Raw genomic sequence first — 26,979 nt, forward strand, 5'->3', positions numbered from 1 at the left:
ATGAAGGCCATTGTAAACGGAAGGATCGTCGCCCCCGGCGGCATCCTGGAAAATAAAACGGTGCTCATCCAAGACGGACGCATCCTGGACCTCGCATGCGGCCCGGAGGGCGCGGAGCAGATCATAGACGCCGGGGGGCGATATATCACCCCCGGCTTCATCGACGTCCACTCGGATAAAATCGAACAGTTCATCCAGCCCCGCCCCACCTCCCAGATGGATTTCGAGCTGGCCCTGAAGGAGTGCGAGCGGGAGCTTTTAAACATCGGGATCACCACCATCTATCACTCCCTGTCCCTCATGAAGGACGACTTTTTCGGCATGTCCCCCCTGCGCACCAAGGCCAGCGTACGGAAATTCTCCGATCTGGTGGAGAGCATCCACAGCCGGAACCATCTCATCCATCACCGGTTTCACCTGCGGATCGAAATCGACAACCTGGAGGCCTTCGACATCGCCCGGGACATGATCGAAGGAAAAAGGGTCCACGAAATTTCCTTCATGGACCACACCCCCGGCCAGGGACAGTACCGCAGCCTGGAGGTCTACGAGCGTTCCATCTCCGGCTACCGGGCCAAGGGCGCCGTCTCCATGGAAATGGAGGAGATCCTCCGGTATCACGAGACCAAGGAGACCCTCTCCTTCCGCCACCTCCGGGAGCTCACGGAGCTGGCCCACGCAAACGGGATCGCCGTCGCCTCCCACGACGACGACACGGAGGAAAAGCTGGCCGTCAACCGGGCCGTCGGCGTGGACATCAGCGAGTTTCCCATCCTGCTGGAGACGGCGCGCGCCGCCCGGCGGGAGGGGTTTTTTACCGTCGTTGGCGCGCCCAACATCCTGATGGGGAGCTCCCATTCGGGGAACATGTCGGCGGCCGAGGCGATTTTGGACGGCTGCGGGGACATCCTCTGCTCGGATTACTATCCCCCCGCCATCCTCCACGCAATTTTCCTCATGAACCGGAAATACGGCGTCCCCCTGTGGGAAATGGTCCGGCGGGCGACCCTCGCCCCGGCGGAGGCCATGAAGATCGACGGGGAGTACGGCTCGGTGGAGCCCGGCAAGCGGGCGGACCTTCTCATCGTCGACGTGCTGGACGGCTACCCCGTCATCACCCACGCGCTGGTGGACGGGAAGCCTGTCCTCCGGGTGGAGTACAGGAGGTAAGGATGGAAATATTGAAAATCGAAGGGCTTTCCAAGGACTTTTTCCTCCACGAGGCGCAGCGGGAAATCCGCTCCTGCCAGGACATCCGCTTTTCTCTGGACCGGGGGCAGTTCATCGGCATCGCCGGGCGCTCCGGCGCCGGGAAGTCCACGATCCTCAAATGCATCAACCGCACGTACCTGACGAGCCGGGGCAGAATCCTCTACGAAAGCGAAGCCTTCGGCCGGATCGACCTTGCCTCGGCCCCGGAGCGGGAAATCCTCTACCTCCGGAAATACGAGATCGGGTACGTCTCCCAGTTTTTAAACGTCATGCCCCGCACCACCGCCCGGGAGCACGTCATGGGCGCTTTGCTGGAAATGGGCGGGAGCGAGGCGGAAGCGGCGAGGGACGCCCGGGAAATGCTCTGCTATTTCCGGCTCCCGGAGGAGCTCTGGGACCTCTATCCCAGCACCTTTTCCGGAGGAGAGCGTCTGCGCCTCAATCTGGCCCGGGCCATGGTTAAGCGTCCCAGGCTTCTTCTGCTGGACGAGCCGACGGCCTCCCTGGACGACGGCTCGAAATCTTTGGTCCGGGAAATGCTCCGGAGCTTAAAATCCAAGGACACCAGCATGATCGGCATTTTCCACGACCTCACCTTCATGGAGGGTGTCTGCGACCGGGTGTTCAACATGTCGGAGGGCGCGTTCGTATAAAACCGGCTTAATCGCCATGTGGTTTTTATCCGCATTCCAGGGAAAAACGGAGGTTTTTATGACAAAAGCGGATCTTCACATCCATTCCACGGTGTCGGACGGGAGCGAAACCATAGAAGACATCCTGAAAGCGGCGGAAAAGAAGGGCCTTCACTTTATCTCCATCACGGATCACGACACCGTTTCCCAGCTTGGCCAAATCCCTCCCGGCACGCGGGTGAAGGTGATCGGCGGCGTGGAAATCTCCGCCGCGGACAAGGATGGGATGAAGGCCCACCTGCTGGGCTACAACCTTCAGCGGCCGGAGCCGGTGGCGGAGGTGACGCGGCCCGTCCTGGAGGCCCGGAACCGGAATTCGGAGCGCCAGGCGGAGATCCTCATCCGCCACGGGTACCGCATCGACATGGGGAAGCTTGCACGGGCGGACGGAAAATACCTGTACAAGCAGCACATCATGGATTACCTCGTATCCACGGGGCAGGTACCCCGGATGTTCAACGGCTTTTACCAGTCCACCTTCAAGAATCACGGCATCTGCGACTTCGATATCGAGTACGCGGACGTCTTCGAGGCCCTGGAGGCCGTCAAGGCCGCGGGCGGGCAGGCGGTTCTGGCCCACTGCGGCCAGCAGCAAAATTTTTACCTCATCCCCGCTCTCGCCCGGCGGGGGCTGGACGGCCTGGAGCTGAACCACCACACCAACAGCCCCGGGGACCGGGCGCTGATTCGAAAATACGCGGAGGAATACGGACTCTTCCTCACCGGCGGGAGCGACTATCACGGGCGGTACGAGCCGCAGCCCTTCGGAATCGGGGATTTTTTATCGGAAGAAAGCGGGGTAACAGCGATATGCCAAAGGTAAATCTTGGGCCTGAGCCCCTGGTGGAGGCCAACGTGCTGCTCCGGAACGCGGTCCTGGGAGCGTACACCCACATCCAGGCCCACAGCGTCCTCCACGAGGTGGTTTTGGGGGATTACTCCTACTGCGCGGGGTACAATCAGATCGACTATGCCGCGATCGGCAAATTCTGTTCCATCGCCAGCTTCGTGCGCATCAATCCGGGCAACCACCCCACCTACACCCGGGTGGCGCAGCATCACTTCACCTACCGCAGCTCCGACTACGGCATGGGAGAGGACGACAAAGCGTTCTTCGACTGGCGCAGGTCCCGGCCCGTGACCATCGGAAACGACGTCTGGATCGGCCACAACGCCAGCATCCTTCCCGGCGTCATCGTGGGAAACGGCGCGGTCATCGGAACGGGAGCCGTTGTGACGCGGGACGTGGCGCCCTATTCCATCGTGGCCGGCGTCCCCGCCGGAAAGATCGGAATGCGTTTTCCCGAAGGGCTGATCGAGCGGATCGAGGCGTCCCGGTGGTGGGACTGGGATTACGACACGCTGAAGGAACGTCTTCCGGACTTCCGTGATCTTGATACCTTCATTTACAAATATCTTTAAACCTGAATCCCCGGCGGGAGCGGAAAATATCATCCTTGCAAAAAAAGCGCCCCGCGGAAAAGATTCCGCAGGGCACTTCTGTTTTATTGGCTTCCGGCAGAGTCCGAAGGTCCTCTTATACGAGCGGGAAACGCCTGCTCCGTCAAAACCCCAGATAGAGCATATACAGCCCCAGCAGGAGGATCAGGGCCCCCATGACATACTTTAAAACCGCGCTCAGTTTCCCGTAGCCGCCGCTTCCGGAAAGCTTCTTCACGAAGCCCACAGAGGTACCCGCCAGAACGGCCAGCATCCCGTGTCCCACGGAGTAGAACAACAGGAGCACAATACCCCAGAGGACGTTTCCCCGCCCCGCCACCGCCGCCAGCACCACGATGAGCACCGGAGTGGAGCAGGGAGAGGAAAAGATCCCGCTGAGGACCCCCGCCAGAAAGGCACCGGCAAACCCCCGCCGCCCTGATTTAGAGACTAAGTAACTTGCGGGGATGAACTCGAAGACCTCCCACATCTGCAGCGCCATGAGCACCATCAGGGCGCCCAGGACGATATACCACCAGGAGGAGGAAGCCCCCACGAGGCGCCCGGCCATGGAAGCCGCAGCGCCCAGGGCAGTGAAGGTCACGGCCGAGCCCGCGGCGAAGACGACGGAAAGCAGGAAGGCCTTCTTCGGGTCCCGCTGCCCCGTCCCGCCCACATACCCCACGATCAGGGGAACCGTGGAGAGAGAGCACGGGAGAAAGGACGCCACGATCCCGGCGGCCAGGGCAAGGAGCGGGGCCAGCCATCCGCTTTTCCCGATCAGATCGGATAAAACGTCCAGAAGACCGTTCATTCGGTCACTCCCATGTCCGCCAGGATGGCGGCGAGCTGATCCGCGCTGAGGCCTCCCTCGTGTACGGTGAAGCGGTGCTCGCCGGTCTCGGAGTCGGAATAGGCGGTGAACTCCGCGTCAATCCCCTCGCCGGGGACATAGGGACTCCCGTCCGGGAGGAAAAAGACCTGGGTGGGGATGACCGACACCGGGAACTGGGAGGCGATGTCCGAATGGTCGTCCACATCCACATATTTGATAATGGCTTTGTCCAGGTAGTCGTCGTGGGCTTTCTCCAGGATGGGCTCAAAGCTCCGGCAGGGGGAGCACCAGTCCGCGCCGAAATCGATGATAATGGGCAGCCCGTAAGAAGTCAGCTTTTCCAGGTCGATCTCGTCCGCCTGCAGGGCAAAGTCGGGATTCTCCGTCCCGGTTACCTCGGCCGTCTGCGAACCCACGTTTGTCGTCTCGGGTTCCGCCGGGGAAGGCATATTCTTCACAAGCCATATCCCCGCCACGATCAGAAGGATACATACGGGGAGAATCCATTTCAGAAGCTGTTTTTTTCTCAATATTCGCTCTCCTTTCAAAAAAGCGGAAGGTCTTCCACCTCATCCGGGGACACAGGTCCCCGGGCCGGATCGTTTCCGGCCGCAGATCCGTGCCGGCCGGTTTCCGTCAGTATAGGGGATCGGCCCCGATTTGTCAATACTGATAATAGTTCTTTTTATCAGAAATCCTCCTGCAGAATATACAGCGCCACGGTTTCCTTCGTCTTCTCGTCGTAAATGACGGAGAGGAAAACATCCCCGTATTTAAAGTGCATGTCTCCGTTCCTGTCGCTGACGGGATCCCCGAATTTCTCCTCGAATCGGTCAATGGAATCGCCCAGTTTCACTCCGTCCAGATCGATGTCCTTTCTGTCTGTGAAAATCTGGTTTGCCTTGCCCGTCGTCCCGTCAAACCAGGCCCGGACCCCGGCTTTTTCAAACCCCGCTCCTCCCTCGTCCACGGCGACGGGGTTCTCTCCCAGTACATCCGCCAGCTCTCCCTTGCCAAGGCCCAGCAAGCTCACATAGTAATCCAAACTTTCCCCTTCAGCGTCCGTGACGGCGGAGGTGGGCGCCGGTTCCTCCGTAACGGACGGAGAGAGTTCGGGAGTCGGAGCCGCGGCAGTCCCGTTGCTTCCGGCAGAAGAACCGGAAGACCCGCAGCCGGAAAGGCCCGCTAAAATAAGCACCAACACCAGAAGTATACTTCCAGGCACCAAATACGATTTCTTTTTCAACGCTGTTTTCACGATGTTTCTCCTTTTATTTATCTATTGATTTGTCCGTGCGCAGTTTAAGATACCGCCTGAATCCCATAGAGCGGTGCGATGCGTCACGGCCGCCTGCTGCAATTATATCTTCCCCGGAAGATTTTGCATATCCTTAGTTTTCCTTTTTTCCGGCGGTTTCGAAGGGATTTCAGCGGGTATCCCGCCGCGCTCTCCTGTTTCCGGTTCCGCCCGGTCCAGGGCTTTTCCGGAGGGGTGCGAAGAGCGCAGGCAAGTCCCTTGATTTTCTATTTTTTCCTGTTATGATTGATATTGAATGTTTTCATATCACGGGAGGAAATGCAATGGCACAGGAAAACGCACATACCAGCACTCTGCTGCAGAAGCTGAAACGCGCGCAGGATTTTGAAACATTCGTTGAGAAAAACGAGGGCGCCATGCTGAACACGACCTTTTCCGCCTATCTTTCGGAGCTGTGCGCCGAAAGAAATCTGGTGCCGGAGCGGATCATCAAGGCCGCACAGATCGACCGGACCTATGGGCACCAGCTGTTCAACGGCACCCGGAAGCCTTCCAGGGACAAGGTCATCCAGCTTGCCTTCGGGTTCGGTATGACAGTGGAGGAGGCCCAGCAGCTGCTCCGGGCCGCGGAAAAACCGCCCCTCTATCCAAAAATCAAGCGGGACGCAGCCATTCTCTTTTGTCTTGCGAAAAAGATGAACGTTCTGGAGGCGCAAAACCTTCTGGCCTCTCTGGACCTTACGCTCCTGGGAGGTGACTGGCAGCATGGAGAATAATGCCGCCCTGGAATTTCTGGCGGGATACGACGACCGCTATCCTCCGGAATTTTCCCGGCGGTACGAGGCCATGGAGTGCTTGAGCTGCAAGGAGTCTGCAGAAACTCTGCTGGTCCGGGAAAACGCAACCGGGCGGTTTTTTACGGCAAAGTGTTATGAAAAAGGGCATACGCTCTTTGAAACCACGGAGCCGGAGGAATTTCGGCGGCTGTCCCATCCGGGGCTGCCCGCCTTCGCGGGGGAATACCGAAGCGACACTATGCGTTGTATTCTGCGGGAATACGTCCCGGGGGACACGCTCTGGTCGCTGGGGCGGGAGAGGACCTTTTCCCGGGATGATGTCCTGCATACGGGGTTGGAGCTTTGCGGTATCCTCCGATACCTTCACCGTCAGACACCCCCGGTGATCCACCGCGATATCAAACCCCAGAACATCGTCCGGCGGGGCGACGGTTCTCTGGCGCTCATCGACCTGGGAATCTCCCGACTTTTTGCCGAGGGTGCCCCGTCGGACACCTTGTACTGCGGAACCCGGGACTTCGCTCCGCCCGAGCAGTACGGTTTTCTCCAGACCGACTGCCGTTCGGACATCTATTCTCTGGGCATCCTTCTTTCCTGGATGCTCACCGGAAAAGCGGAACCCATCCGTGCGCCGGAAACGCCTCTGGAACGTGTAATCGCGAAATGCACCGCCTTTGCCCCGGAAAATCGGTTCCGGGACGCCTCGACCGCGGAGCAGGCCCTTGCCGCCCTTCGTCCTGCGGCGCGGAAACGAAAGCGGATCCGCATGGGAATCGCCGGAATTCTTGCTCTCGCCCTGCTCATCCCCTGCGGCATATGGCTGAATAACCGGCCCTCCGTCCCGGTTTCGGAGGCCGGATTCTCAGAGCCAATTATCGAAAAAGCGGTGCGCCTGATGCTGGGCAAAGGCCCGGACGACCTCATCACAAAAGCGGAGCTGGCCACCGTGACAGAGCTGTACATCACCAAGGACACGCCCTGCTCCGATATGGAAACATACAGCAAGATTCACGAGGAGCAGTGCGCGGCGAACTTTAACTCCCGCGGATCCATCACCTCCCTGCGGGACCTTAAGCTGCTGCCGAATCTGCGCATTCTCTGCGTGGCGTCGGAACAGATCGACGACATTTCGCCGCTTTCATCCCTTCCGGGACTGTTCCAGGCGGAGCTGCGGTTCAACAATGTCTCGGATATTTCCCCTCTTGCCGGATTGGACAACCTCGCCTTCGTAGGGCTCAATTCCAACCCCGTGGCCGATCTGTCGCCCCTGAGCGAGTGCAAAGCGCTCCAGTATCTGGACCTGTGCAACGCCGACAGTTACAGCGGCGACGATCTTCAAGCGCTGGGGAACTTTGAGTTTCTGGACATCTCCAACGATACGGACAGCTATCTGTATCTGGGGGGCAAGCGCATCCGCGAACTGAAGATATCCAATACGTCCGCCTTTACCGATCTTTCCTTCCTGCGGGACGTGACGGGACTTGAACGGCTGGAGGTCTGCAACACCGATGTTTCGGACCTGTCAGAGCTTGTCCATCACCCGGATATCACCTATCTGAGGCTGTGCGGGACCCCCGCCGCGGATTTTTCCGTGCTGCTGCAGCTGCCGAAGCTGGAAACCCTGACCGTCAGCTCCTCCATGGAGGATTTGGTGGAATCCGCCGCCGCGGAAGGGAGCTTCTCCGTGGAGTATGAATAATTCGGTTTCCTAAATTATGCTAAAAAAGGCAAAAGGGATGCTCTGTGCATCCCTTTTGCCTTTTTTGCTTTGCTACAATTCTCATAGAATGACGAAAACCGACAATTATCACAATAGGACGGAGTGAAGAGTTAATGAGAAGAAAACTGCTTGGCATCCTGCTTTCTCTCTGCATGGTCCTTTCCCTGTTCCCCGCTCAGGCAGTCCTGGCCGCTCCCGCCTTTTCGGACATGCCGGCGGCGGACAACTGGGCCTATGACGCCCTGAACGCTGCGGCGGACAACGGCCTGCTGCAGGGGGACTCCGGCAGGCTCATGCCGGAGAAATCCCTGACACGGGCGGAACTGGCCGCCGTACTCAACCGGGCCTTCGGCGCCGAGGATACGGCCGACATCAGCGGCTATACCGACGTCGCGTCCTCCACCTGGTACTATTCGGATATTGCAAGAGCTGTGCGCATGGGCACCTTCCAGGGTTCCGGCGGCGCGATGCGGCCCGAGGACCCGGTCACGCGTCAGGAAGCTTTCACGGTCCTGGCCAGAGCCTTCAAACTCCCGGAAGGCAGCGAAAGCGCCATTTCGGCGTTTTCAGACCGGACCCAGGTTTCCTCCTGGGCCCTTCCCTCTGTGGCGGCCATGGTAAGCGCCGGGTACATACAGGGTAGCGCGGGGAAGCTGAATCCCGCCTCCACCATCACCCGTGCGGAATTTGCTCAGGTGATGTACAACCTGGTTTCCGTCTACCTCTCCAAGGCGGGCACCTACACCGCCGACATCAGCGGCAACGCGGTGGTGAATGCCGCCGGCGTCACCCTCCGGGGCGTCACCATTTCCGGTGATCTCATCCTGGGCGAGGGCGTGGGCAGCGGCGACGTAACTCTGGACGGCGTGACCGTAACGGGCCGCGTGGTGGTCCGGGGCGGCGGCGAAAACTCCATCCATATCATCAACAGCAGCAGCGTGGGCAGCATCATCGTCAGCAAAACCGGAGACGGCGGCGTGCGCATCCAGGCGGAAGAGGGCTGCCGGGTTCAAATGGTCTACGTGGACGACGGCAGCGACGACATCATCCTGGAGGGCGTGTACAACGCCGTGACGGTCCAGACCGACACGCCCGTGACGCTTCAGAACGCTTCGGTCACCACCCTTTCCGTGACGGCGGGAAGCGCCTCCGTCACTGTGGGCGGGACCAGCACCGTGACGGTGACCGATATCGCCCAGACGGCGACGGGCGCAACCCTGACGGTGACCGCGGGCGCCACGGTGGCCCGTGTGGAAAGCACGGCCTCCCAGGTGGTCATCCAGGGCGGCGGCACCGTGACCGAGGCCGTCGTCAGCGGCAACAACACGGCCGTCAATACCCAGAACACCTCCATCACCGCGGCTGCCGGCACCACCGGGGTCACGAACAACGGCACCGCAGTAACACCGGGCGGGACAACCGGCGGCGGCACTACCGGCGGCGGCGGTTCCGGGAACACGGCCACCGTAGCCACCGAGGCGGGGTTCCTGGCGGCGGCCAATAACAGCTCGGTCACCGCCATCGTGGTAAACGGAGAGTTCACGGTGGATTCCGACGTCACCCTGACGAAGCCGGTAACGGTAAATTCCGGTGCCATCCTCGCCATCGGCTCGGCCACCGTTGAGCTCATCGGAACCCTGACGAACAACGGCACGATATATACGATCAACGCGCCTCAGGACGGCGTAGAGGGCCGGCTGCACATCATGCCCGACGACTTTGAAACGGGGACCGGCGGCAGGCTTATCAACAACGGCGCCTTCTACAATAACGGTCATATCGAAATTTATCCCCTGGCCGCCGTCACCAACACCGGCACCTTTGAAAACTCGGGCTGGATCAACTACCTGGACTTCGGCGGCTTCAACGAAAACGACGCCAGCTTCGAAGCGCTCTACGAGGCTCCCCAGATCCCCAACGTCACCGACAAGGGCGGGGACACGCAGCATATCTTGGTGGCCTTCGGCATCCTGGCGCTGCAGACGGCCCTCGCCCGGAGCGTATCCGGAACCGACGACGCGTATTACCGGATTGTCAGTATCGGGCTTGACGACACGACTTTCACGACAACGACGGATCTCATTGTACGGAGCGGGCAGGAGCTCTCCCTCCAGAAGACCATCACCTTTGTCATCCCCTCGGGCCACAGCCTTACCATCGAAGCAGGGGGCCAGGTGTACCTCGCCGGCACTCTCACCATAAACGGCACCGCCATCAACCGGGGCACTTTCATCAAGGAAAGCTGCGGCGTGTCAAATGGCAGCGGCAGCGGCTCCGAGGAGGACGGCGGCAAGCACTATTTCGGGCACCTCGTTGCCGACAGCGACGGCTGGAACGAGGCCCTTGCCGATCCCACCTGCTACTACGCGGAGATCACGGGAAGCCTGACGATTACCGCGGATACCCCGGTTCCCTTCCCCGTGTTCATCGACGAGGGCGCTTCTCTCACCGTGGGCAGCGGGAAAACTCTCACCCTGAAAACCGGGACCGATCAAATCATCGGAAATCCCTATATCCAGGTAGGGGGACGCCTTACCAACAACGGCACCGTCGTGCTGGAGCGCGAAACCGGGATTCGTAACGCCGGCGGCACGATCACCAACACAAGCGGCACCATCGAGGTCTACGGCTGGCTGGACGCAGACGAGGAGGCAATGGGCGGCACCGTCAACCACTACGCAAACCTGACGGACGTGGCCCGGCAGCTGTGGAGCCGTCTGGGCGGCATTCTCCATGATGACGTGGACGAGGCTACCGATTACGTCACTTATGCAGACGCCCTGGCGGGCGTGGACGATGGCGATACCGAGGGCAAATACGCCCTGACCTGGCTCTTCAAAAACAGTGTTCTCTCCACATCGAATTTTGACCCCTACACCTTCGCCGACCGCGACGCAATCGCCGACCTGCTGGGAGACTTCGCAACAGCGGCCGGAACGAGCTGGACGCCCAGCATTTCCGGAACAAACGGCGTATGCTCCACCAACGGCACCGAAACCACGGGCAGCTCTCTCGATCAGCTGATGGACAGCTATGTCGCCGCCCTGAGCGTCGGCTCCGTGGACGCGGCAACAAAAGCGGATCTCCTGAAATATCTCCCGCTCAATTACGTTCAGGAGATCCACATCACGGGCTACATTGAACTTACAGACAATCTCTCCATTCTTAAGCATGTCGTCATCGATCCCGGTGCAACCCTCACCGCCGCCGCCGGCAAAAACATCACCGTGGAATACCGGAACGTCTCCGATCCCGAACGGGGTTCCGAGGGCGTCCTGGTGATAAACGGCACTCTTGCAATCCCCTCGGGCAGCTTCTTAAACAACATGCGTGAAGTGGATCTGTCAGGCACCATTGTTAACAACGGCACCTTCACCAACATGCGGAAAGAGGACACTTACGGCAGCAGTTTTTACGCCGAGGGCGGAACGATTCAGAATCACGGCGTCTTCGTTTCCAACGATAATATGGAGCTAAACGGCACCGCGCTGGTCAACGACGGCTCCGCGCTGGATGCTGGCAAGGTGGGCTTTACCAACAATACCGGCTCTTTGATCATCACCGGCGGCTCCATCGACAGCTCCACATCCTTCCACAACGCGGGCTACATGAAGATCTGCGACACCTACGGGAAGACCGGCGGAGACGCCACCACCGAAATAAAAGAATCTTTCATAACGAACCTGACGAACGACTCCAACTGGATCGAATACACCGCACAGGTCTACTCCGCCGACGGACTTGCCGCGGCGCAGGCTGCCCAGACAGCCAGGATCGTGGCTCAGGGCGACACCAAGGCCACCACCGGCCTGGAAATTTACGGACGGATGGACATCATGGCGGATATCGAGCTTCCCACAGGCACCACTACCACCCTCTCCGGCTGGGATGTCTGGGTGGAAACGGTGACCACGTGGAACGAAGTAACGCAGAAGGAGACCTACGACGCCTACGAACTCACCGTCCCCAACGACGCGACGCTCACCATGTACGGCGGCACCCTGCACGTGAACGGCAGCCTCGTGAACGCCGGGACCATTATTCTGGGAACGTCTGAGAAAGACGGCATCCTGCAGGTATGGCCCACCGGCAGCTTTGTAACCAGCGGTACGGTGAACGCCGACCACGGAATCGTCTACCGCATGGACGAATACAAGGAAACCGGCTCGGAGGGCTATAAAAACCAGGGCAGCATCACCGGCTACTCCGGCTATCAGGATATCGCCGTAGTCCATGACTGGGCTGCCCTGTTTGACGCCGCCGATACCCGGTCCTCCGTATACGAGCGGATCGACATCATGGGGGACCACTGCGACATCGAGCTGGGCAGCAGCCTCACCGTCAGCGCCGACGTCTACATCGAGTGGGACGACGGCATCGAGGTGCCCATCGGGATGTCCCTCACCCTCGCGGGCAGCCACTGGCTCAACAACAGCGGAGACCTCTGGGTCTACGGATCGATGGCGGTCGGTACGGATTTCACCATCAACAACGACGGCTATATCCAGGTGGACGGCACCGTGAACAACAGCGGAACCATCTACAACTACAACAATATCACCCTGTTCCCGGGCGGCCGTATCATGGGGTCCGGCAACGTTTTCCAGGAATCCTCCGGGACTCTTGCCAACAGCGGCGGCGCGATCCTCTGCGCATACTGGCAGCTGGTACGGAGCTTTGAGGAGCTTTCAGCTGCAGAAATGCCCGCTCTTATCGAGGGAGAGATCACACTGAAATCCGACCTCACCCTCACCCATGGCCTGAAGATCGGCATGACGGATCACTGGGGCGGAACGCTTCACACCGGCGCGTACACCCTGACCGTTCCAGCCGCCTCGACCCTGGCTGTGGAAAACGGGGAGCTGGAGATCGGCACGGGTGACGCGGAACACCCGGGTGCCCTGGTCAACAACGGCACCGTGACCGTGGGGAAAAACGGCGGCATCAAGATCCTCGCCGGCGGGACCCTGGAAACCGCCAGCGACATCAATGTGTACGGATATCTGAACCTGTACGATCCGGATACCCAGCACTCGTACATCACCGGTACCGGTGCGGTAAACACCTTCGCCGACGAAAACGCCCTCATCCAGTGCATCTACCGGTATCTGTATCAAACCAGCGGCACTGATGGCGCGCCCACCGGCATACAGAGCGGCTTCTCCGAAAGCGTCAACGGCAAGATCAGCAATTACTCCGCCTTTGATACCAACGACGAGGCAAACGACGTCGGAGCGCTTGCTTTCTCCGGCTGGAGCTGCCTCACGGGCGATTCCAACGCCCGGTTCGCCTACGCGGCGCTGTATTCCATCGGAATGATCAGCGGCACCGAGGGAGCCGGTTCCGACGGTATCGGCGCGGAGCCCTATTCCAGGCTGACCTACGCCCAGGCAAAGGTCCTCATGGCCAAGGCCGCCCAATTTCTGGGCGCGGATATCACCGAATTCCTTAGCAAGGTGTCGGATGACAGCAATCTCATTATCAGCAATAACTTCACGGGATCCACCGCCAGCGATTTTGACGAGATGGTCCAGGCCTTTACCGAAGCACTGGATAAGGACCTCCGCCCAACTCCCTGACAGTTAATGAGAGCATCCCCACCCTGTAACATGCAAAAAAGGGACCGCCTATTCGGCGGTCCCTTTTTTGCGCGGATTTCCTTTTCTGGAATCCCTGTTGCGTCAGCTCACCGGCCCTGCCGGATCGCGTCTTTCATGGTCCTTACATACTCCCGGATATGGGGCGCGGCCCCTGCACCGTACTGGGCGGCAATCTTCACGATGGCGCTGCCCACGATGACGCCGTCCGCCAGGCGGGAAATGCGCAGAGCCTGCTCCGGGGTGCTGATGCCGAAGCCGACGGCGGCCGGCGTGCCGGTACTATCCCGGACGACGGCAAGGATGCTCTCCAGGTCGGTCTCAATTTCGCTTCGCACCCCGGTGACCCCCATGGAGGAGACCACGTAGACAAAGCCCTTCGCCTCCCCCGCCAGCATCCGGATCCGGGACGCGGAGGTGGGGGCGATCATGGTAATAACGTCCACGCCGTTTTTCGCCGCGATACCGGACAGCTCCCCCCTCTCCTCATAAGGAAGGTCGGGGATGATGACTCCGTCCGCCCCCGTTTCCCGGCAGCGGGCAAAAAAGCGCTCGTAACCGTAATGGAAGACGGGGTTAAGGTAGGTCAGCAGCACGAGGGGCACCTGATGCTTTTGCCGGACGGCTTCCACGAGGCCGAAGATCCCGTCGACGGTGCAGCCGTTTTTCAGGGCCCGGAGATTGGCTTCCTGGATAACGGGGCCCTCGGCGACGGGGTCGGAAAATGGGACGCCGATCTCGATCAGGTCCGCGCCGCCGTCCGCCATGGCCTCTATGAATCCGGCACTGCTTTCCAGGGTGGGGTCCCCTCCCGTGACGAAGCCGATAAAGGCGGGACCATTTTCAAAAGCCTTAAGAATCCTGCTCATGGATATCCACTCCTCTGTATCTGGCGATGGCGGCCACGTCCTTGTCCCCCCTGCCGGAAAGGCAGACCAGGAGGATCTCATCGGGACCCATGGACGGGGCTATTTTTCGGACATGGGCCACGGCGTGGGCGCTTTCTATGGCGCAGATGATCCCCTCGGTGCGGGCCAGGTATTCAAAGGCCTCCACCGCCTCGCTGTCGGTCACGGGGACGTATTCCGCCCTTCCGGTGTCGTGAAGGTAGGCGTGCTCCGGGCCGATGCCGGGATAGTCCAGCCCCGCGGAGATGGAGTAGACCGGGGCGATCTGCCCGTACTCGTCCTGGCAGAAGTAGGACTTCATCCCGTGGAAGACCCCCGGGGAGCCCATGGCGATGGTGGCGGCGTGCTTCCCCGTGTCCAGCCCCAGCCCCGCCGCTTCGCAGCCGATGAGACGGACGGTTTCGTCGGGGATGAAAGCATAAAACAGGCCCATGGCGTTGCTGCCGCCCCCCACGCAGGCCACCGCCGCCGAGGGAAGCCGCCCTTCCCTCTCCAGCATCTGCGCCCTGGCCTCCCGGCCGATGACGCTCTGGAAATCCCTCACCATCATGGGAAAGGGATGGGGCCCCATCACGGAGCCCAGGACATAATGCGTGTCGTGCACCCGCCGGGTCCACTCCCGCATGGTCTCGTTCACCGCATCCTTCAGGGTGCGGGTGCCGCTCATGACGGGGTGCACTTTTGCCCCCAAAAGCTCCATGCGGTAGACGTTCAGCGCCTGACGCCGGGTGTCCTCCTCCCCCATGAAGACCTCGCACTCCATATCCAGCAGGGCCGCCGCCGTGGCCGCCGCCACACCATGCTGTCCCGCGCCGGTCTCCGCGATGACCCGGGTCTTTCCCATCTTCTTTGCCAGAAGCACCTGGCCCAGGACGTTGTTGATCTTATGGGAGCCGGTGTGGTTCAAATCCTCCCGTTTCAGATAGATCTTCGCGCCGCCCAGGTCCCGGGTCATCTTTTCCGCGAAATACAGAAGCGACGGCCTTCCGGCATATTCTTTCAGCAGGGTGTCCAGCTGCCTTTTAAACCCCGCGTCGTTTTTATAAAATTCATAGGCCTCTTCCAGCCGAATAAGCTCGCTCATGAGCGTCTCCGGAATATACTGGCCTCCGTGAACGCCGTAGCGCCCTTTGGACATACCCTTTACCCCCTTACAGCGCCATGGCGGAGGCCATGAGCGCCGAGATTTTTTCCGGGTCCCTGATGCCCCGGGATTTTTCCACGCCGGAGAGCACGTCCACGGCGTAAGGCCGCCGGGCGCCTATTTTACAATTGCTCAGCGGACATGAAATAAGCAGCCCTCGTCCTGTATTAGGACAAAAGCTGCTGCTTCTGCGGTACCACCTAAATTGGCGAAAATCGCCCACTTTTCCGCACACCGTCATGTGCGCTGCCGGGATAACGGGTGCAGTCCCCGTCGGCCATTCATCGCGTTAGCGATTTCCTGCCGCCCTCCTGAGTCCATTCACGTATTTTGCGCCGCGGCAATCCCACCCCCTGCCGCTCTCTGAAAACGCAGCTTAAAAACGCTACTTCTCTCCATCTAAGGTTTCCATATAAATTTAAACCGCATTATACGGGGTTTTCGGCGTTTTGTCAACTTCTTTTTCATTTTTTACTTGCCGCCGCCGCCGGGATTCTTCCCGGCGGCTTGCGCCGCCGCGCGGCGGGCGGTATAATAACCGCAAAGCGGCTGAGCTTGTCGAAAAAGGCGCTCCGCGTTTTTCGACAAAAGGGCCTGCAGTCTGCCGCGCGCCTCGCCGTCCGCCTTAGGCGGGCGGTTCGAAGCTTGCAGCCTGAGAAGTATTTTCGGGCACGTACACGCCGCGCCCGAAAATCATCCGATTTTATTTCGCCGCTCCGGCGGCGAAACTCTGCGAGGCTTTTTCGGCAGGCTGAGCCGCAAAGCGGCTGTATACTTTCTTTGACGGCGCGTCCGTCTCTCCCCAGCCGGGGTAACCGGCGGCGATGCCATATAAGCCGCAAAGCATATGCCGGTAAACCATATTTCCGGAGGAATCAACATGGAACACCACGTCACCGATACCGTCCGCGCCCTGCGGGAGGAGCTGCATTCCCTGGCGGAGCGCTCCGGGGAGGAAAAAAAGACAAAGGCCCGTCTGATGAAATTTCTCCGGGAAAACACCTCCTTGGGCGTCACGGACGAGGGCAAATGGTTTACCGCCCTTCACCGGGAGCCGGGGGCTTCGGAAACCGTCGCCCTCCGGGCAGACATGGACGCCCTGCCCTTCGGGGAGGGGGCCCGGCACTTTTGCGGGCACGACGGGCACAGCGCCGCTCTGGCGGGCCTCGGCCTTCTGCTGGAGCGTAAACGGCTGGGTCGAAATATCCTTCTTGTCTTTCAGCACGCCGAGGAAACGGGAGCGGGCGGAATTGTCTGCAGCCGGGCTCTGAAGGCATACGGGGTCAACCGGGCTTACTCCTTTCACAACATCCCCGGCTATCCCGAAGGGACCGTCCTTACCCGCCGGGGCGTCTTCGCCTGCGCCTCCCGGGGGATGACTCTCTCTTTTTCCGGCCGGGTTTCCCACGCCGCCTATCCGGAATACGGAAGGAACCCCGGCTTTGCCGCCGCCCGGCTCATCTCCGCCCTGCCGGAGCTTACCGCCCAGGCGGGCGGGGATGGTCTCGTCATGGCGACTTTGGCGGGTGCCCGGATGGGCGAGCGGGCCTTCGGCTCCGCCGCGGGGCAGGCCGAGGTCTGGCTCACGCTGCGCACCGGTCTGGAAAAGGATATGGAGGCCCTGGTTTCATCTCTTGAGAACGCGGCGCAGGCGGAGGCCGCCCGGGACGGCACAGGAGTTTCCTTTTCCTTCTGCGATGTCTTCCCCGCCATGGTGAACGACCCAGACGCCGGCTCCCGCCTGGAGAACGCCTGCCGGGCTGCGGGGCTTTTGTGCGAAGAGCTGCCGGAGTCCTTCCGCTGGTCGGAGGACTTCGGGCATTACGTCACCGCCGTTCCCGCCGCCATGGCGGGCATCGGAGCGGGAATCGATTGGCCTCAGCTTCACACCGCGGACTATACCTTCAACGACCGGGTCCTGCCCGCTGCCATGGCCTTCTTTTACGCTCTGGCGGAACAAGGATAAACAAATGAAAAGCATGCCGGAAATTTCTTTATCAGGTCTGTACGATAAACCGGAAAAAACAGAACAGGACCCGCCGGGTAAAAAGGCGGGTCCTGCGGCGTTTGTATTATGTTAACTCCGTTTTCTTTATCCCTGCATCAAATAGATAAAATGGCTGGCTTCCCGGAGAAGATGATCCGTGTACAGGGGCAGCATGACGGATTTTACCCTGCACTCCAGGATCCCCCGAGTGGCATCCGCCTTGAACTCTCCGATGGCTTTGGTGTCGGTCAAAACGGCGGGGTTTGTCAGATAGAGATCGTTCTGCAGGAGCGAGTCAAAGGTCCTAGCAAACTGGTTGGCCGCTTCGATATAGTTGGATTCCGCGGGGTCAAACAGGCCGCGCATCACCTTGGCGTGTCCCGCCATATTCTCAATCCAGAATTTCTTATAATCCTGCCTTACGCCGTCGTCCCGGTTCTGCAGATTTCTCAGGATCTCGATGTATCTCCGGGCCTCCAACAGCACGTGCTCCAGGTCGGCGTCAAACAGAAAGGTGAACAGGCTGCAGGCCGTCTGGCTGCCGAGCACCTCCGCCTTCAGCTTCGCCAGGGCGTTCGTCAGGCTGAGGATGTTTTGATTGAGGGCGGATATCTCCTGCTCCTTTTTCGCCGTCACGGCAAGATGCGGATTGAGGGGGGCGATATTGTACATCAGCCTCGTCAGATCGCTGTTTATGGCAATTCCCGTGTCCCTCTGGGTAACCCGCTCGGCTTCCTCGGTATAGCGCGTATAGTACTGGCCCGACTGCAGGGCCTCCTTCGGAACGGAATCGGCGGCCAGGCGTATGGCGACCAGGAGGAGCCGGTCGAACTGCTGCTTGAACCGATTGGCTCTGGCGGCCAGCTGTTTTCCGGGAGGGGACATCGCGCCCTCGATAAAAACCGCGTGCTCCTTCATGATCCGTATCCAGAACAGGTTGTACGTTAGGGAAAGCTGTATGTACTCTTCTCTCGACAGCATACCACCACTCCATATTCCCATAATACCCATCTTATGATTCTTCGAAAAATACGTTACAAACCGCCGCCGGCAGCTCCGTTTTTTCGCAGAGGCGGGATTTTTTAAATGAAGTTCCATGCGAAAAAGCAGCAACGGGCGTTTTTTCAGGATCTAAAATCCCTAAAAAACACCCGAGGATTTTATGACAAGCACGGATTTTATTGCGCCGAGCTCATTTCCTCAAATCGGCGAAGAATTTTATTCCCGATGCACCAGATGCAACCGCCAGGAGGGCAAGGCGAAGCCAGTCCGCCAGAAGCCACGGCCAGCCTCCGCAGACCACCGCGGGCGAGGTGTTGTATTCGTCGGCGAACACGGCCATATTGTAAAATAACTTCAATGAAATCACAAGACAGAATACGCCGATGATGAAAATAAGCAGACTGGTCAGGCGCAGAACGCGTCGGCTGGATTTCATAGTGCGTAGGATCGTTTCCTCCGCCCTGTTCTGCCGGTTTTCGGGCGAAATTCTCTCACCGCTGAGCAGTTCGTTGACGGTGACTCCCAGCGTGTCGCCCAGAGGCTTCAATATGGATACGTCCGGATACCCTTTTCCGGTCTCCCAGCGGGAAACCGCCTTGTCGGTCACGCCCAGGGTCCGCGCCAGTTCCGTCTGCGTCCATTTTCTCTCCCTGCGCAGCTCCGAAATAAACCTTCCGCACTGAATACTGTTCATCGGCCTCATTCCTTCGGTTTTTTCCCATTATAAACGAGACCGCCCGATATTTCACCCTACGAATCGTAGAGGCGGCTATTTAAAACCGGAATCATGAGGCGTATCCGTCCCGCAGCGCTTTGACTTTCCCTTCGATCGTCCGGATGATCTTGATAAACTCCCCGTCCGGTTTCCCGGTGGGGTCCTCCAGGCCCCAGTCCTCCCGGCGTCTGCAGGGCAGATACGGACACTGGACGTTACAGCCCATGGTAATCACCACGTCCACGGGAGGGATTTCCGACAGCAGCTTCGGACGCTGGGTCCGCTCCATGTCGATCCCATAAAGCTCCTCCATGAGTCTCACTGCGTCGGGATTGATGCGGTCCTTCGTTTCCGTCCCCGCGGAAAAGCTTTCGAACACACCGGAGGCCAGATGCTTTCCCAGGGCCTCGGCAATCTGGCTGCGGCAGGAATTATGAACGCAGATGAAGGCAACCTTCGGCCTGACTTTACCCATTATTCACCCTCACTTTTCAAAGCGGCGTCCGGGGACGGAAACCAGCCTTTCGTTTTATTGATAAACCTCACGAGTATCAGCATGACCGGCACCTCCGTAAGGACCCCGACGGTACATGCCAGCACTACCGGGGAATCCGGTCCAAACAAAGAGATCGCCACGGCCACAGACAATTCGAAAAAATCGGAAGCAGCTATCAGCGAAGCGGGCGCAGCAATGGAATGGGGCAATTTCACCCACCTGCAAATCGTATAGGCAAAGCTTGCGGAAATCACATTCTGCAGGACCAGGGGGACGGCAATCAGTACAACATAAAACGGATTTTCCAGAATGGTCCTGCCCTGAAACGTGAAAATGATAATCAGGGTTAAAAGCAGTCCCGAAGTCGTTGTTCCGTCGAACTTGGGGACAAATTTGCTGTTAAAATACTCCAGCCCTTTTCGCCTGATCATAATCACCCTTGTCAGAGCGCCGGCCGCCAGGGGAATCACAACGAACAGAATTATGGAAAAGAACAGGGTATCCCACGGGATCTGCACCTGATTCACGCCAAGCAGGAAAGACGTAAGCGGCACGAAAAGGACTATTATCAGCAGATCGTTGATGGAAACCTGAACCAGCGTATGCGCGGGGTCCCCATGGGAGAGATTGCTCCAGACAAACACCATCGCGGTACAGGGAGCCACGCCCAGCAAAACGGCGCCGGTTACATAGCTCCTTGCCAATTCGGCGGGGATAAAAGACTGAAACACAACGTAAAAAAACAGCGACGCTAAGCCGAGCATCAGAAACGGCTTGATCAGCCAGCTGCTTCCGGTTGAAATCAGCAAGCCCAGAGGATTTCTCCGTACGTTTTTAATGGATTGAAAGTCAATCTTCATCATCATCGGATAGATCATGATCCAGATCAGAACCGCAATCGGTATATTTTGCCCGGCATACTGAACCTTTTCCAGAGCAGCGGGAAATGCCGGAAGATATTTCCCGATCAGCACCCCGGCGCCCATGCACAGAACAACCCAAAGCGTCAGGTATTTTTCGAAGAAACCGATACCAGCGCTCTTTTCTTTTTCCATACCGCCGCCCCCTATGATTATCTCACCTTCTGCAGAAGCTTGACGACCTCCTCCGTTTTCAGGACCTTGCCGTAGGACACCACTTTACCGTCCACCACCAGGGCGGGGGTGGACATGACGCCGTAAGAGGCGATGGTTGCAAAATCGGTGACATGGTCGATGGTCGTGTCCATCCCGAGCTGCTCGAGCGCCGCCTTTGTCGCCGCCTCCAGCTGGTTGCATTTTGCGCAGCCGCTTCCCAGGACCTTAACGGCGGCGCCCCCGGTTTTCCCGGCTTCGGCTTTCGCCATGCTCCCGGCGTCGCAGTTTCCCCCGCAGCAGCAACTCGGAGCTTTTTCCTTTTTCTTTCCATGATTAAACAGTGCCATATCGCATTCTCCTTTAATAAAATTTGATTTCAGCAGCAGCCGTCTTCGCAGGCGCGGGACGGTCTGCCGTCTTTCCCTTCGTAAAACGCCCTCAGGTTCTCCGGAAGCGCGTAGTCTGTATCGCACGAACATCCGTTTTCGGGTTTTTCAAAAACCGCATACAGGATTGCCCGGGCGAGCATTTCCTTGGGGGGTGTTTCATAGGTTTCCCCGTTATATTCAAATATCCGACAGTTTACATCGGTTCCGCTGATTTCGCCGCAGCAGCGGCAGGGATTCTCCCGGACGTCGGGACAGATGTCCCTCCCGTTTACACGGATCGTCGGCGAGGAAAGAAACCGATATTCTGCGGCAAGTCCGGCGGTCTCCATCCCGATTTTCCGGTAATCCACCCCAAAGCCCGCAAGGCGGAGGGCCGGAGCAAGAACCGTCATCACCTCGTCAAGGACCTGATCCGTTCCGATACAGCGCTCACAGGTATGCAAATCCAAATACAGATACTCCACCGTCACGGTCTTTTCACATTCCGCAGCTCCCGTGCCGGAACAGCAGGGGTCCGGCTCCCGCGCCCCGCCGCCGGGAGGCAGCCAGCCCGTATCGTCCCCCACATATGTAATGGCTCCCACGGGGCAGCGGTTCCCACAGCCGTGGCAATGATCCACGCACTCTTCAGGAAATTTTACCACGGGCGAGGGTGCTTTCAAATCGTCATACACCTCGTGGGGACACTTCGACACGCAGGTCCCGCACTCGATACAGGTCATATAGTCGATCACGGGATACCAGCTTTTCGCCATCTTTCTTCTCTCCTTTACACCAGCAGATACTGTAATGCGTTGAACACATAGCCGATGAGTATAATCCCCAGGGCGACGATCCCGACGAACACCACAAGAAGTTTCGGCTTTACCGCCTGGCGCAGCATGACGATGGAAGGAGCCGACAGCGCGGTGACCGCCATCATGAAGGACAAAATCGTTCCCAGGCCCACGCCCTTTAAAAACAGCGCCTCGGCGATGGGAATCGTCCCGAAGATATCGGCGTACATGGGAATGCCCACAAGCGTCGCCAAAATCACCGAGAAGGGATTGCGCCCGCCCAGGACGGTCTGGACCCATTCGGCGGGAATCCAGTTGTGAATCAAAGCGCCGATGCCGACGCCGATGAGGACGAACCAGATGACCCTTTTAAAGATGGCTTTGACCTGTTCCCCGGCATAGGCCATCCGATCCCGCTTTGTAAGCTCCGGCGCCTCGATGTCAACGCTTCCGGCGTTCTTAACAAAGCTCTCCACATATTTTTCCATGCCGAATTTTTCGATGAGGGAGCCTCCGATGACGGCCAGAACCAGGCCCACCACCACATACGCAAAAGCCACCTTCGCCCCGAAAATACTCATGAGCAGAATCAGCGACCCCAGGTCCACCAGGGGAGAGGAAATCAGAAAAGAAAACGTCACTCCCACCGGAAGCCCCGCGCTGGAAAAACCGATGAACAGTGGAATGGATGAGCAGGAACAAAAAGGTGTGACCGTTCCCAGCAGCGCCGAGAGGATGTTGGCCGTCACCCCGTGAAAGTGCCCGAGGATCCTTTTGGTGCGCTCCGGCGGGAAATAGCTCTGCACGTAGCTGATGATAAAAATCAGGACGGACAGAAGAATCAGGATCTTCACCGTGTCGTAAATAAAAAACTGGAGGCTGCCGCCCAGGCGGCCTTCCAAATCCAGCCCCAAGGCGGAAAGGCCGCTGCCGATCAGGCTGTTCAGCCATTTCATACCAAGGACTTGCCCCTGGAAAAAGTCCCAGATCGCGCTTCCGATTTGCATAGTCTATCATACCTCACTTTATACAGGACAATCACATCAAATTATTTTGATATATCGGTCTTTGAAAAAGCCATCGTCCGGATGGCTTTTATCTTGCGCAGCAGACGGTTTCTTCCACAAACGTATTGGGCGTCGTGAGTTTTTTCAGAATACTCTCCGCGTGCGCCGCGCCTTTTTCGCTGATTTTATAATGGGTCCACTTGCCCTCCTGACGGCTTTCCACGATGCCCGACTCCACCAGAATCTTCATATGGTAGGAAAGTCCCGACTGGCCCACGTCCAGCCGGTCTGTCAAAACGCAGGCGCACTTTTCTCCGCCCCGGAGCAGTTCCAGGATCCGCAGCCGCTTTTCGTCGCAGAAGGCCTTGAACACAATCGCCTGTTCTTCGTATACCGATGCCAATTCATCACCTCATATCAAAATTATTTGATGTGTTATCAGTATATGCTTCCGTTTCTATTTTGTCAATCCTGTTTTAATCATTTTATGCCGTCCGGAATGCCCGGTGTCAGCGGACGGGGATGCGGAATGTTTTTTACCGCTATCACCGCCAGCTCTTTCAGGATGTCCAGCAAAACCGCTCTGGTTTCCGGGTCGATGTTTTTCACCGCCGTCAGCATCGCCGGAATGCTCTTTTGCCACTCGGCTCCCAGCTCGGCAAAGGAAGACGCGTCGCCGGAGCTCAAAACCGCATACAGCGTGTCTGCAAACACTTCCCGCTGCTCGTTGGAGAGGGCCGCGATCCAGTCGTTCAGCGTGCGGTTGCGGTACTGGGTGCCGACGGAAAGCTGGCGCAGGATATGAAAATCGTCTCCCGCGACGACCCAGGAAAAGGGGTCGTGCTGCAGCAGCCCGAAGCTTTTGCTTTCCACCACGTAGTAATTTTCCTGGTTTTCCAGAAGCATCCCCACAAGGGAGGACTGGGGAATGGTTTTATGGATGCTGCCGCTGACGCGCCGGAACTCCTCTGTCTGGAAAACGTCGTCCCGAAACCCCGGGCCGTCGTGGGAATAGACTTTCACGATCCGGTCCTGGACGGAGCGGGAGCACTTCATAGCGGAATAAACCGCAAGATTTCCGCCCTTGGAATGTCCTCCCACGATAAGTTTCCCGGGCCGGCGGGACGCGACGGTCTCCAGATACCGCACCGCGTCCTCCTGGGAAGGCACGGGGCTTAAAAAGGCCATGTTGAAGTCCTCTTTCCAGCCGGTAAAGGTGGAGTCCGTCCCGCGGAAAGCGATATACACCGTCTCCCTGTCGAGATATACGCTCAGGGCGGAAAACTGTTTTTCAAGCCCGGCATCCACCGTGTCGGTGTGACAGCAGACCCGGAGGTCCCGGTACCGGGGGCTCGCGGCCATGGCGAAGAGCAGCTTTTTGCTGTTTTCGGGATCGTACAGGCCGTAAAACATGGTGTCAAACTGCTCCGCCTGGAGCAGATCCCGGATTTTCACGGGCTCCGCCCTGTCCCAGGGCCCCGGGACCATAGTCTTGAAATGCAGATAGGAAAGCTGGGACAGGATGAGGCTGTCCACGGGGTTAAACGGCTTTGCTTCCAGCCTGTTCATCTCGCTTTCCGCGTAGTCAACTATATTGCGCATATCTTCTCCCCCGCCGTTTTACCGCATGTCATAACCGCCGCCGGCATTCGATTCCGCCGGAATCTTCCAATATTAATATACGCACACGCAGGCGGCATTCGTCAAGGGAAACCTTAAAACAAATTTCGCAGACATCCGAAAGAATCCGGCGGCCACTTACCACATGGCCGCCGGATTCTTATCCTTAAAACCGCGCTTTTTATCGGAAGATTTCGCCGGAGATCACCATTTTCATGACCTCGGAGGTACCCTCGTAAATTTCGGTAATCTTGGCGTCACGCATCATGCGCTCAACGGGATATTCCTTGGTGTAGCCATAGCCTCCGTGGAACTGGACCGCTTTCGTGGTGACGTACATGGCGGTTTCCGAGGCATAAAGCTTGGCCTGGGCCGCGGCCACGGTGCTTGGCAGACCCTTGTCCCGGCAGTCGGCGGCCCGGTAAATAAGAAGGCGCGCGCAGTCGATACGGGTCTTCATCTCGGCCATTTCAAAAGCCATGGCCTGGAAAGCGCTCAGGGGCTTATTGAACTGCTTTCTGGTCTTCATGTAGTTCACCGCCTCTTCGAAGGCTCCCTGGGCGATCCCCAAGGCCTGGGACGCGATGCCGATCCGGCCGAAGTCCAGGGCGGTCATGGCGATTTTGAAGCCTTTACCCACCTGGCCCAGGAGATTTTCCTTGGGGATTGCGCAGTCCTCAAAGACAAGCTCCGTGGCGCAGGATGCGCGGATGCCCATCTTGTCTTCCTTTTTGCCGAAGCTGAAGCCGGGAGTGCCCTTTTCGATGATAAAAGCAGTGATGCCCTTGGTACCCTGGGACTTGTCGCTCATGGCAAAGACAACGTATACCTCGGCGATACCGCCGCCGGAGATAAATATCTTCGAGCCGTTGATTTTCCAGTGATCCCCCATGTCCACGGCCACGGTCTGCTGCCCCGCGGCGTCGGTGCCTGCGTTTGGCTCCGTGAGGCCGAAGGCACCGAGCTTTTTCCCGGACAGCAGGTCGGGCAGATATTTTCTTTTCTGCTCCTCCGTGCCGTACTCCAGAATGGGCCAGCAGCAGAGAGCGCAGTGGGTCTGGACAATGACGCCGTGGGAGGCGCAGACCCTGGACAGCTCTTCAATGGCGATGGCGTAGGAAATGTGGTCCATCTCGCCCCCGCCGTACTGGGCGGGGAATGGCATACCCATAAGGCCCATCTCGCCGATCTTTTTCATGGTCTCATAGGGGTAGCGGGCCTCGGCATCCAGCTGCCTGGCGATGGGTTTGATCTCCGCTTCCGCGAACTTGCGGACCAGGTCCCTGATTTCGTTTTGGGTGTCGTTGAGAACAAAATCCATTTTTTCTAACTCCTTTGGTCCGTTTTAAAATTCCAGGTAGTGCGGCGGCAGGCCCTCCAGCATGTCCGTCGTAAGGCTGTAGGACGCGATGGGGTACCGCAGGCCGTTCTTCGCCATGGCTTCCACGCCCTCGACGGCCCGGACAAGCCCTTCGGGGGTAAAGGTCACCCGCAGCTCCCACTCGCCCACGCCGGCAAATTTCTTGTCCGCAAAGCAGGGCAGCGCAAGGCCGGGTTTTCCCGTGAGGAAGGTGTGGGTCCAGGAGTCGGAACAGGTGGATTCGCCTACGAAGGTGAAGTCCAGCTTCTCGTATTTCACGTACTGATAACCGGCGAAGAGCATGAAGGCCTGAGAGGAGCTGGTATACAATACGCATACGTCGGGCTCCGCGATCCGCCCCGCCGCGAGGGGGGAAGCCACCAGGGCCACATACTCCGCGGGAACGCATTCCAGGGCCAGGTTGTGAGCCTTGGCGGCCTCGATGTTTTCGAACCAAACGTTGTTGAACATTTCGCCGTTGTACCACTTTTCATCCCGCTGGAACATTCCGTGTATGCCCCTGCAGTAATTGGCATGCACATTCCCGCACCTGCAGGCCACCGTCCAGCCGAACTGCACCGCCTGGCTCACGACAGTGCAGGGGGAAAACCGCTTTTCGTGGATCCTCACCTTTGGGATCGCCTTGAGGTCTTCTTCCGTTTTGACCCATTTGATGCCGACGGGCGTCTGCATCAGGCGAAGCGATTTATTGAGCCGGTTTACGATCTCTTCCCAGTTATAGCTCATGTTAAGTACTCCTTTTCGTTTACTGTATTGAATATTGTCATCCGTGAGCGCATGGAACTCCTTTTTAGTCAGGGTGCAATCGCCGTGCCAGATCGGCAAAAGCCTCAAAAAGCGCAAAAACAGTCCGCAACCGGAGGAAAAACCCCTCCGATTGCGGAAATTAATTCGATCTTCTGTTTGCGGTGAAACATTCGCGGACAT

General features: G+C 58.5%; 24 protein-coding genes. 8 read left to right on the forward strand and 16 right to left on the reverse strand.

Annotated features, from left to right (window positions below; all coding sequences use genetic code 11):
- The 4 genes from B9A13_RS08895 to B9A13_RS08910 are packed head-to-tail and all read left to right on the forward strand — an operon-like array spanning position 1 to position 3,326.
- Positions 1-1,170 carry an alpha-D-ribose 1-methylphosphonate 5-triphosphate diphosphatase gene (locus tag B9A13_RS08895; RefSeq protein ID WP_084234796.1) on the forward strand — a complete coding sequence of 390 codons (1,170 nt, stop codon included), beginning with the start codon at positions 1-3 and terminating at the stop codon, positions 1,168-1,170.
- 2 nt (positions 1,171-1,172) lie between these two features.
- Positions 1,173-1,865 carry a phosphonate C-P lyase system protein PhnL gene (locus tag B9A13_RS08900; RefSeq protein WP_084234797.1) on the forward strand — a complete coding sequence of 231 codons (693 nt, stop codon included), beginning with the start codon at positions 1,173-1,175 and terminating at the stop codon, positions 1,863-1,865.
- Positions 1,866-1,923: 58 nt separating this feature from the next.
- Positions 1,924-2,727 carry a PHP domain-containing protein gene (locus tag B9A13_RS08905; RefSeq protein WP_159448086.1) on the forward strand — a complete coding sequence of 268 codons (804 nt, stop codon included), beginning with the start codon at positions 1,924-1,926 and terminating at the stop codon, positions 2,725-2,727.
- The gene (locus B9A13_RS08910; protein WP_084234799.1) at positions 2,715-3,326 is read left to right on the forward strand and encodes a DapH/DapD/GlmU-related protein; all 612 of its coding nucleotides are present in this window, start codon (positions 2,715-2,717) and stop codon (positions 3,324-3,326) included. Before B9A13_RS08905 ends, B9A13_RS08910 begins: the two co-directional genes overlap by 13 nt.
- Positions 3,327-3,468: 142 nt before the next feature.
- Here the strand turns inward: B9A13_RS08910 and B9A13_RS08915 are convergent, their stop codons facing one another.
- From B9A13_RS08915 to B9A13_RS08925, 3 genes are all read right to left on the reverse strand, one after another.
- A complete protein-coding gene (locus B9A13_RS08915) occupies positions 3,469-4,158 on the reverse strand; it encodes a cytochrome c biogenesis protein CcdA (RefSeq protein ID WP_084234800.1) in 690 nt (229 codons plus the stop codon).
- A complete protein-coding gene (locus B9A13_RS08920; RefSeq protein WP_084234801.1) occupies positions 4,155-4,709 on the reverse strand; it encodes a thioredoxin family protein in 555 nt (184 codons plus the stop codon). The genes B9A13_RS08915 and B9A13_RS08920 overlap by 4 nt, the downstream gene beginning before the upstream one ends.
- Positions 4,710-4,867: 158 nt before the next feature.
- A complete protein-coding gene (locus B9A13_RS08925) occupies positions 4,868-5,437 on the reverse strand; it encodes a hypothetical protein (RefSeq protein WP_084234802.1) in 570 nt (189 codons plus the stop codon).
- A 323-nt stretch (positions 5,438-5,760) separates the two neighbouring features.
- On the opposite strand from B9A13_RS08925, the gene B9A13_RS08935 reads away from it, so the two are divergent.
- The 3 genes from B9A13_RS08935 (at position 5,761) to B9A13_RS08945 (ending at position 13,533) form a co-directional block, all read left to right on the forward strand.
- Complete coding sequence (locus B9A13_RS08935) at positions 5,761-6,213, forward strand: helix-turn-helix domain-containing protein (protein WP_084234804.1); 453 nt, start codon at positions 5,761-5,763, stop codon at positions 6,211-6,213.
- Positions 6,203-7,933 carry a protein kinase domain-containing protein gene (locus B9A13_RS08940; RefSeq protein WP_084234805.1) on the forward strand — a complete coding sequence of 577 codons (1,731 nt, stop codon included), beginning with the start codon at positions 6,203-6,205 and terminating at the stop codon, positions 7,931-7,933. The genes B9A13_RS08935 and B9A13_RS08940 overlap by 11 nt, the downstream gene beginning before the upstream one ends.
- A 134-nt stretch (positions 7,934-8,067) precedes the next feature.
- Complete coding sequence (locus B9A13_RS08945; protein ID WP_084234806.1) at positions 8,068-13,533, forward strand: S-layer homology domain-containing protein; 5,466 nt, start codon at positions 8,068-8,070, stop codon at positions 13,531-13,533.
- Between the two features lie 107 nt (positions 13,534-13,640).
- On the opposite strand, the gene trpA is transcribed toward B9A13_RS08945, so the two are convergent.
- Together trpA and trpB are read right to left on the reverse strand one after the other, a co-directional pair.
- The gene (gene trpA, locus B9A13_RS08950) at positions 13,641-14,420 is read right to left on the reverse strand and encodes a tryptophan synthase subunit alpha (RefSeq protein ID WP_084234807.1); all 780 of its coding nucleotides are present in this window, start codon (positions 14,418-14,420) and stop codon (positions 13,641-13,643) included.
- Positions 14,404-15,597, reverse strand: a complete 1,194-nt coding sequence (trpB, locus tag B9A13_RS08955) for a tryptophan synthase subunit beta (protein WP_084234808.1) — start codon at positions 15,595-15,597, stop codon at positions 14,404-14,406. The genes trpA and trpB overlap by 17 nt, the downstream gene beginning before the upstream one ends.
- 886 nt (positions 15,598-16,483) lie before the next feature.
- Between trpB and B9A13_RS08960 the strand changes: the two genes are divergently transcribed.
- Entirely contained in the window at positions 16,484-17,569 is a 1,086-nt protein-coding gene (locus B9A13_RS08960) for a M20/M25/M40 family metallo-hydrolase (protein ID WP_159448087.1), read from the forward strand.
- A 126-nt stretch (positions 17,570-17,695) separates the two neighbouring features.
- Here B9A13_RS08960 and B9A13_RS08965 read toward each other — a convergent pair whose 3' ends face one another.
- The 11 genes from B9A13_RS08965 to B9A13_RS09015 form a co-directional block, all read right to left on the reverse strand.
- On the reverse strand, positions 17,696-18,571 hold the full coding sequence (locus B9A13_RS08965) for a DUF2935 domain-containing protein (RefSeq protein WP_159448088.1): 876 nt from the start codon (positions 18,569-18,571) through the stop codon (positions 17,696-17,698).
- 211 nt (positions 18,572-18,782) lie between these two features.
- Positions 18,783-19,286 (reverse strand): helix-turn-helix domain-containing protein, encoded by a 504-nt coding sequence (locus tag B9A13_RS08970; protein ID WP_159448089.1) that lies wholly within the window; start codon positions 19,284-19,286, stop codon positions 18,783-18,785.
- Between the two features lie 91 nt (positions 19,287-19,377).
- A complete protein-coding gene (locus B9A13_RS08975) occupies positions 19,378-19,782 on the reverse strand; it encodes an arsenate reductase ArsC (RefSeq protein ID WP_084234812.1) in 405 nt (134 codons plus the stop codon).
- Positions 19,782-20,858, reverse strand: a complete 1,077-nt coding sequence (gene arsB / locus B9A13_RS08980; protein WP_084234813.1) for an ACR3 family arsenite efflux transporter — start codon at positions 20,856-20,858, stop codon at positions 19,782-19,784. The genes B9A13_RS08975 and arsB overlap by 1 nt, the downstream gene beginning before the upstream one ends.
- A 17-nt stretch (positions 20,859-20,875) precedes the next feature.
- Positions 20,876-21,226, reverse strand: a complete 351-nt coding sequence (locus tag B9A13_RS08985; protein WP_084234814.1) for a thioredoxin family protein — start codon at positions 21,224-21,226, stop codon at positions 20,876-20,878.
- A 29-nt stretch (positions 21,227-21,255) separates the two neighbouring features.
- Positions 21,256-22,023 (reverse strand): DUF2703 domain-containing protein, encoded by a 768-nt coding sequence (locus B9A13_RS08990; protein WP_084234815.1) that lies wholly within the window; start codon positions 22,021-22,023, stop codon positions 21,256-21,258.
- Positions 22,024-22,037: 14 nt separating this feature from the next.
- Positions 22,038-23,051 carry a permease gene (locus tag B9A13_RS08995; protein ID WP_084234816.1) on the reverse strand — a complete coding sequence of 338 codons (1,014 nt, stop codon included), beginning with the start codon at positions 23,049-23,051 and terminating at the stop codon, positions 22,038-22,040.
- 88 nt (positions 23,052-23,139) lie between these two features.
- On the reverse strand, positions 23,140-23,454 hold the full coding sequence (locus tag B9A13_RS09000; protein ID WP_084234817.1) for an ArsR/SmtB family transcription factor: 315 nt from the start codon (positions 23,452-23,454) through the stop codon (positions 23,140-23,142).
- 77 nt (positions 23,455-23,531) lie between these two features.
- The gene (locus B9A13_RS09005; protein WP_084234818.1) at positions 23,532-24,653 is read right to left on the reverse strand and encodes a DUF2974 domain-containing protein; all 1,122 of its coding nucleotides are present in this window, start codon (positions 24,651-24,653) and stop codon (positions 23,532-23,534) included.
- A gap of 199 nt (positions 24,654-24,852) precedes the next feature.
- Positions 24,853-25,992 (reverse strand): acyl-CoA dehydrogenase, encoded by a 1,140-nt coding sequence (locus tag B9A13_RS09010; protein ID WP_084234819.1) that lies wholly within the window; start codon positions 25,990-25,992, stop codon positions 24,853-24,855.
- A 24-nt stretch (positions 25,993-26,016) separates the two neighbouring features.
- Positions 26,017-26,778, reverse strand: a complete 762-nt coding sequence (locus B9A13_RS09015; RefSeq protein ID WP_084234820.1) for a DUF169 domain-containing protein — start codon at positions 26,776-26,778, stop codon at positions 26,017-26,019.
- Positions 26,779-26,979: the final 201 nt, after the last annotated feature.

Origin of the sequence: Papillibacter cinnamivorans DSM 12816, from assembly GCF_900176335.1 — a bacterium.
GTDB classification, from domain to species: domain Bacteria; phylum Bacillota; class Clostridia; order Oscillospirales; family Oscillospiraceae; genus Papillibacter; species Papillibacter cinnamivorans.

Coding starts and splice junctions, on each gene's coding strand:
- trpB (WP_084234808.1), bottom strand. CDS start 15,597: ATGTCCAAAGGGCGCTACGGCGTTCACGGAGGCCAGTATATTCCGGAG.
- B9A13_RS09015 (WP_084234820.1), bottom strand. CDS start 26,778: ATGAGCTATAACTGGGAAGAGATCGTAAACCGGCTCAATAAATCGCTT.
- B9A13_RS08945 (WP_084234806.1), top strand. CDS start 8,068: ATGAGAAGAAAACTGCTTGGCATCCTGCTTTCTCTCTGCATGGTCCTT.
- B9A13_RS08960 (WP_159448087.1), top strand. CDS start 16,484: ATGGAACACCACGTCACCGATACCGTCCGCGCCCTGCGGGAGGAGCTG.
- B9A13_RS08915 (WP_084234800.1), bottom strand. CDS start 4,158: ATGAACGGTCTTCTGGACGTTTTATCCGATCTGATCGGGAAAAGCGGA.
- B9A13_RS08990 (WP_084234815.1), bottom strand. CDS start 22,023: ATGGCGAAAAGCTGGTATCCCGTGATCGACTATATGACCTGTATCGAG.
- B9A13_RS08965 (WP_159448088.1), bottom strand. CDS start 18,571: ATGCTGTCGAGAGAAGAGTACATACAGCTTTCCCTAACGTACAACCTG.
- B9A13_RS08985 (WP_084234814.1), bottom strand. CDS start 21,226: ATGGCACTGTTTAATCATGGAAAGAAAAAGGAAAAAGCTCCGAGTTGC.
- B9A13_RS08905 (WP_159448086.1), top strand. CDS start 1,924: ATGACAAAAGCGGATCTTCACATCCATTCCACGGTGTCGGACGGGAGC.
- B9A13_RS08940 (WP_084234805.1), top strand. CDS start 6,203: ATGGAGAATAATGCCGCCCTGGAATTTCTGGCGGGATACGACGACCGC.
- trpA (WP_084234807.1), bottom strand. CDS start 14,420: ATGAGCAGGATTCTTAAGGCTTTTGAAAATGGTCCCGCCTTTATCGGC.
- B9A13_RS08910 (WP_084234799.1), top strand. CDS start 2,715: ATGCCAAAGGTAAATCTTGGGCCTGAGCCCCTGGTGGAGGCCAACGTG.
- B9A13_RS08975 (WP_084234812.1), bottom strand. CDS start 19,782: ATGGGTAAAGTCAGGCCGAAGGTTGCCTTCATCTGCGTTCATAATTCC.
- B9A13_RS08935 (WP_084234804.1), top strand. CDS start 5,761: ATGGCACAGGAAAACGCACATACCAGCACTCTGCTGCAGAAGCTGAAA.
- B9A13_RS08895 (WP_084234796.1), top strand. CDS start 1: ATGAAGGCCATTGTAAACGGAAGGATCGTCGCCCCCGGCGGCATCCTG.
- B9A13_RS09010 (WP_084234819.1), bottom strand. CDS start 25,992: ATGGATTTTGTTCTCAACGACACCCAAAACGAAATCAGGGACCTGGTC.
- B9A13_RS08970 (WP_159448089.1), bottom strand. CDS start 19,286: ATGAACAGTATTCAGTGCGGAAGGTTTATTTCGGAGCTGCGCAGGGAG.
- B9A13_RS08995 (WP_084234816.1), bottom strand. CDS start 23,051: ATGCAAATCGGAAGCGCGATCTGGGACTTTTTCCAGGGGCAAGTCCTT.
- arsB (WP_084234813.1), bottom strand. CDS start 20,858: ATGGAAAAAGAAAAGAGCGCTGGTATCGGTTTCTTCGAAAAATACCTG.
- B9A13_RS08900 (WP_084234797.1), top strand. CDS start 1,173: ATGGAAATATTGAAAATCGAAGGGCTTTCCAAGGACTTTTTCCTCCAC.
- B9A13_RS09005 (WP_084234818.1), bottom strand. CDS start 24,653: ATGCGCAATATAGTTGACTACGCGGAAAGCGAGATGAACAGGCTGGAA.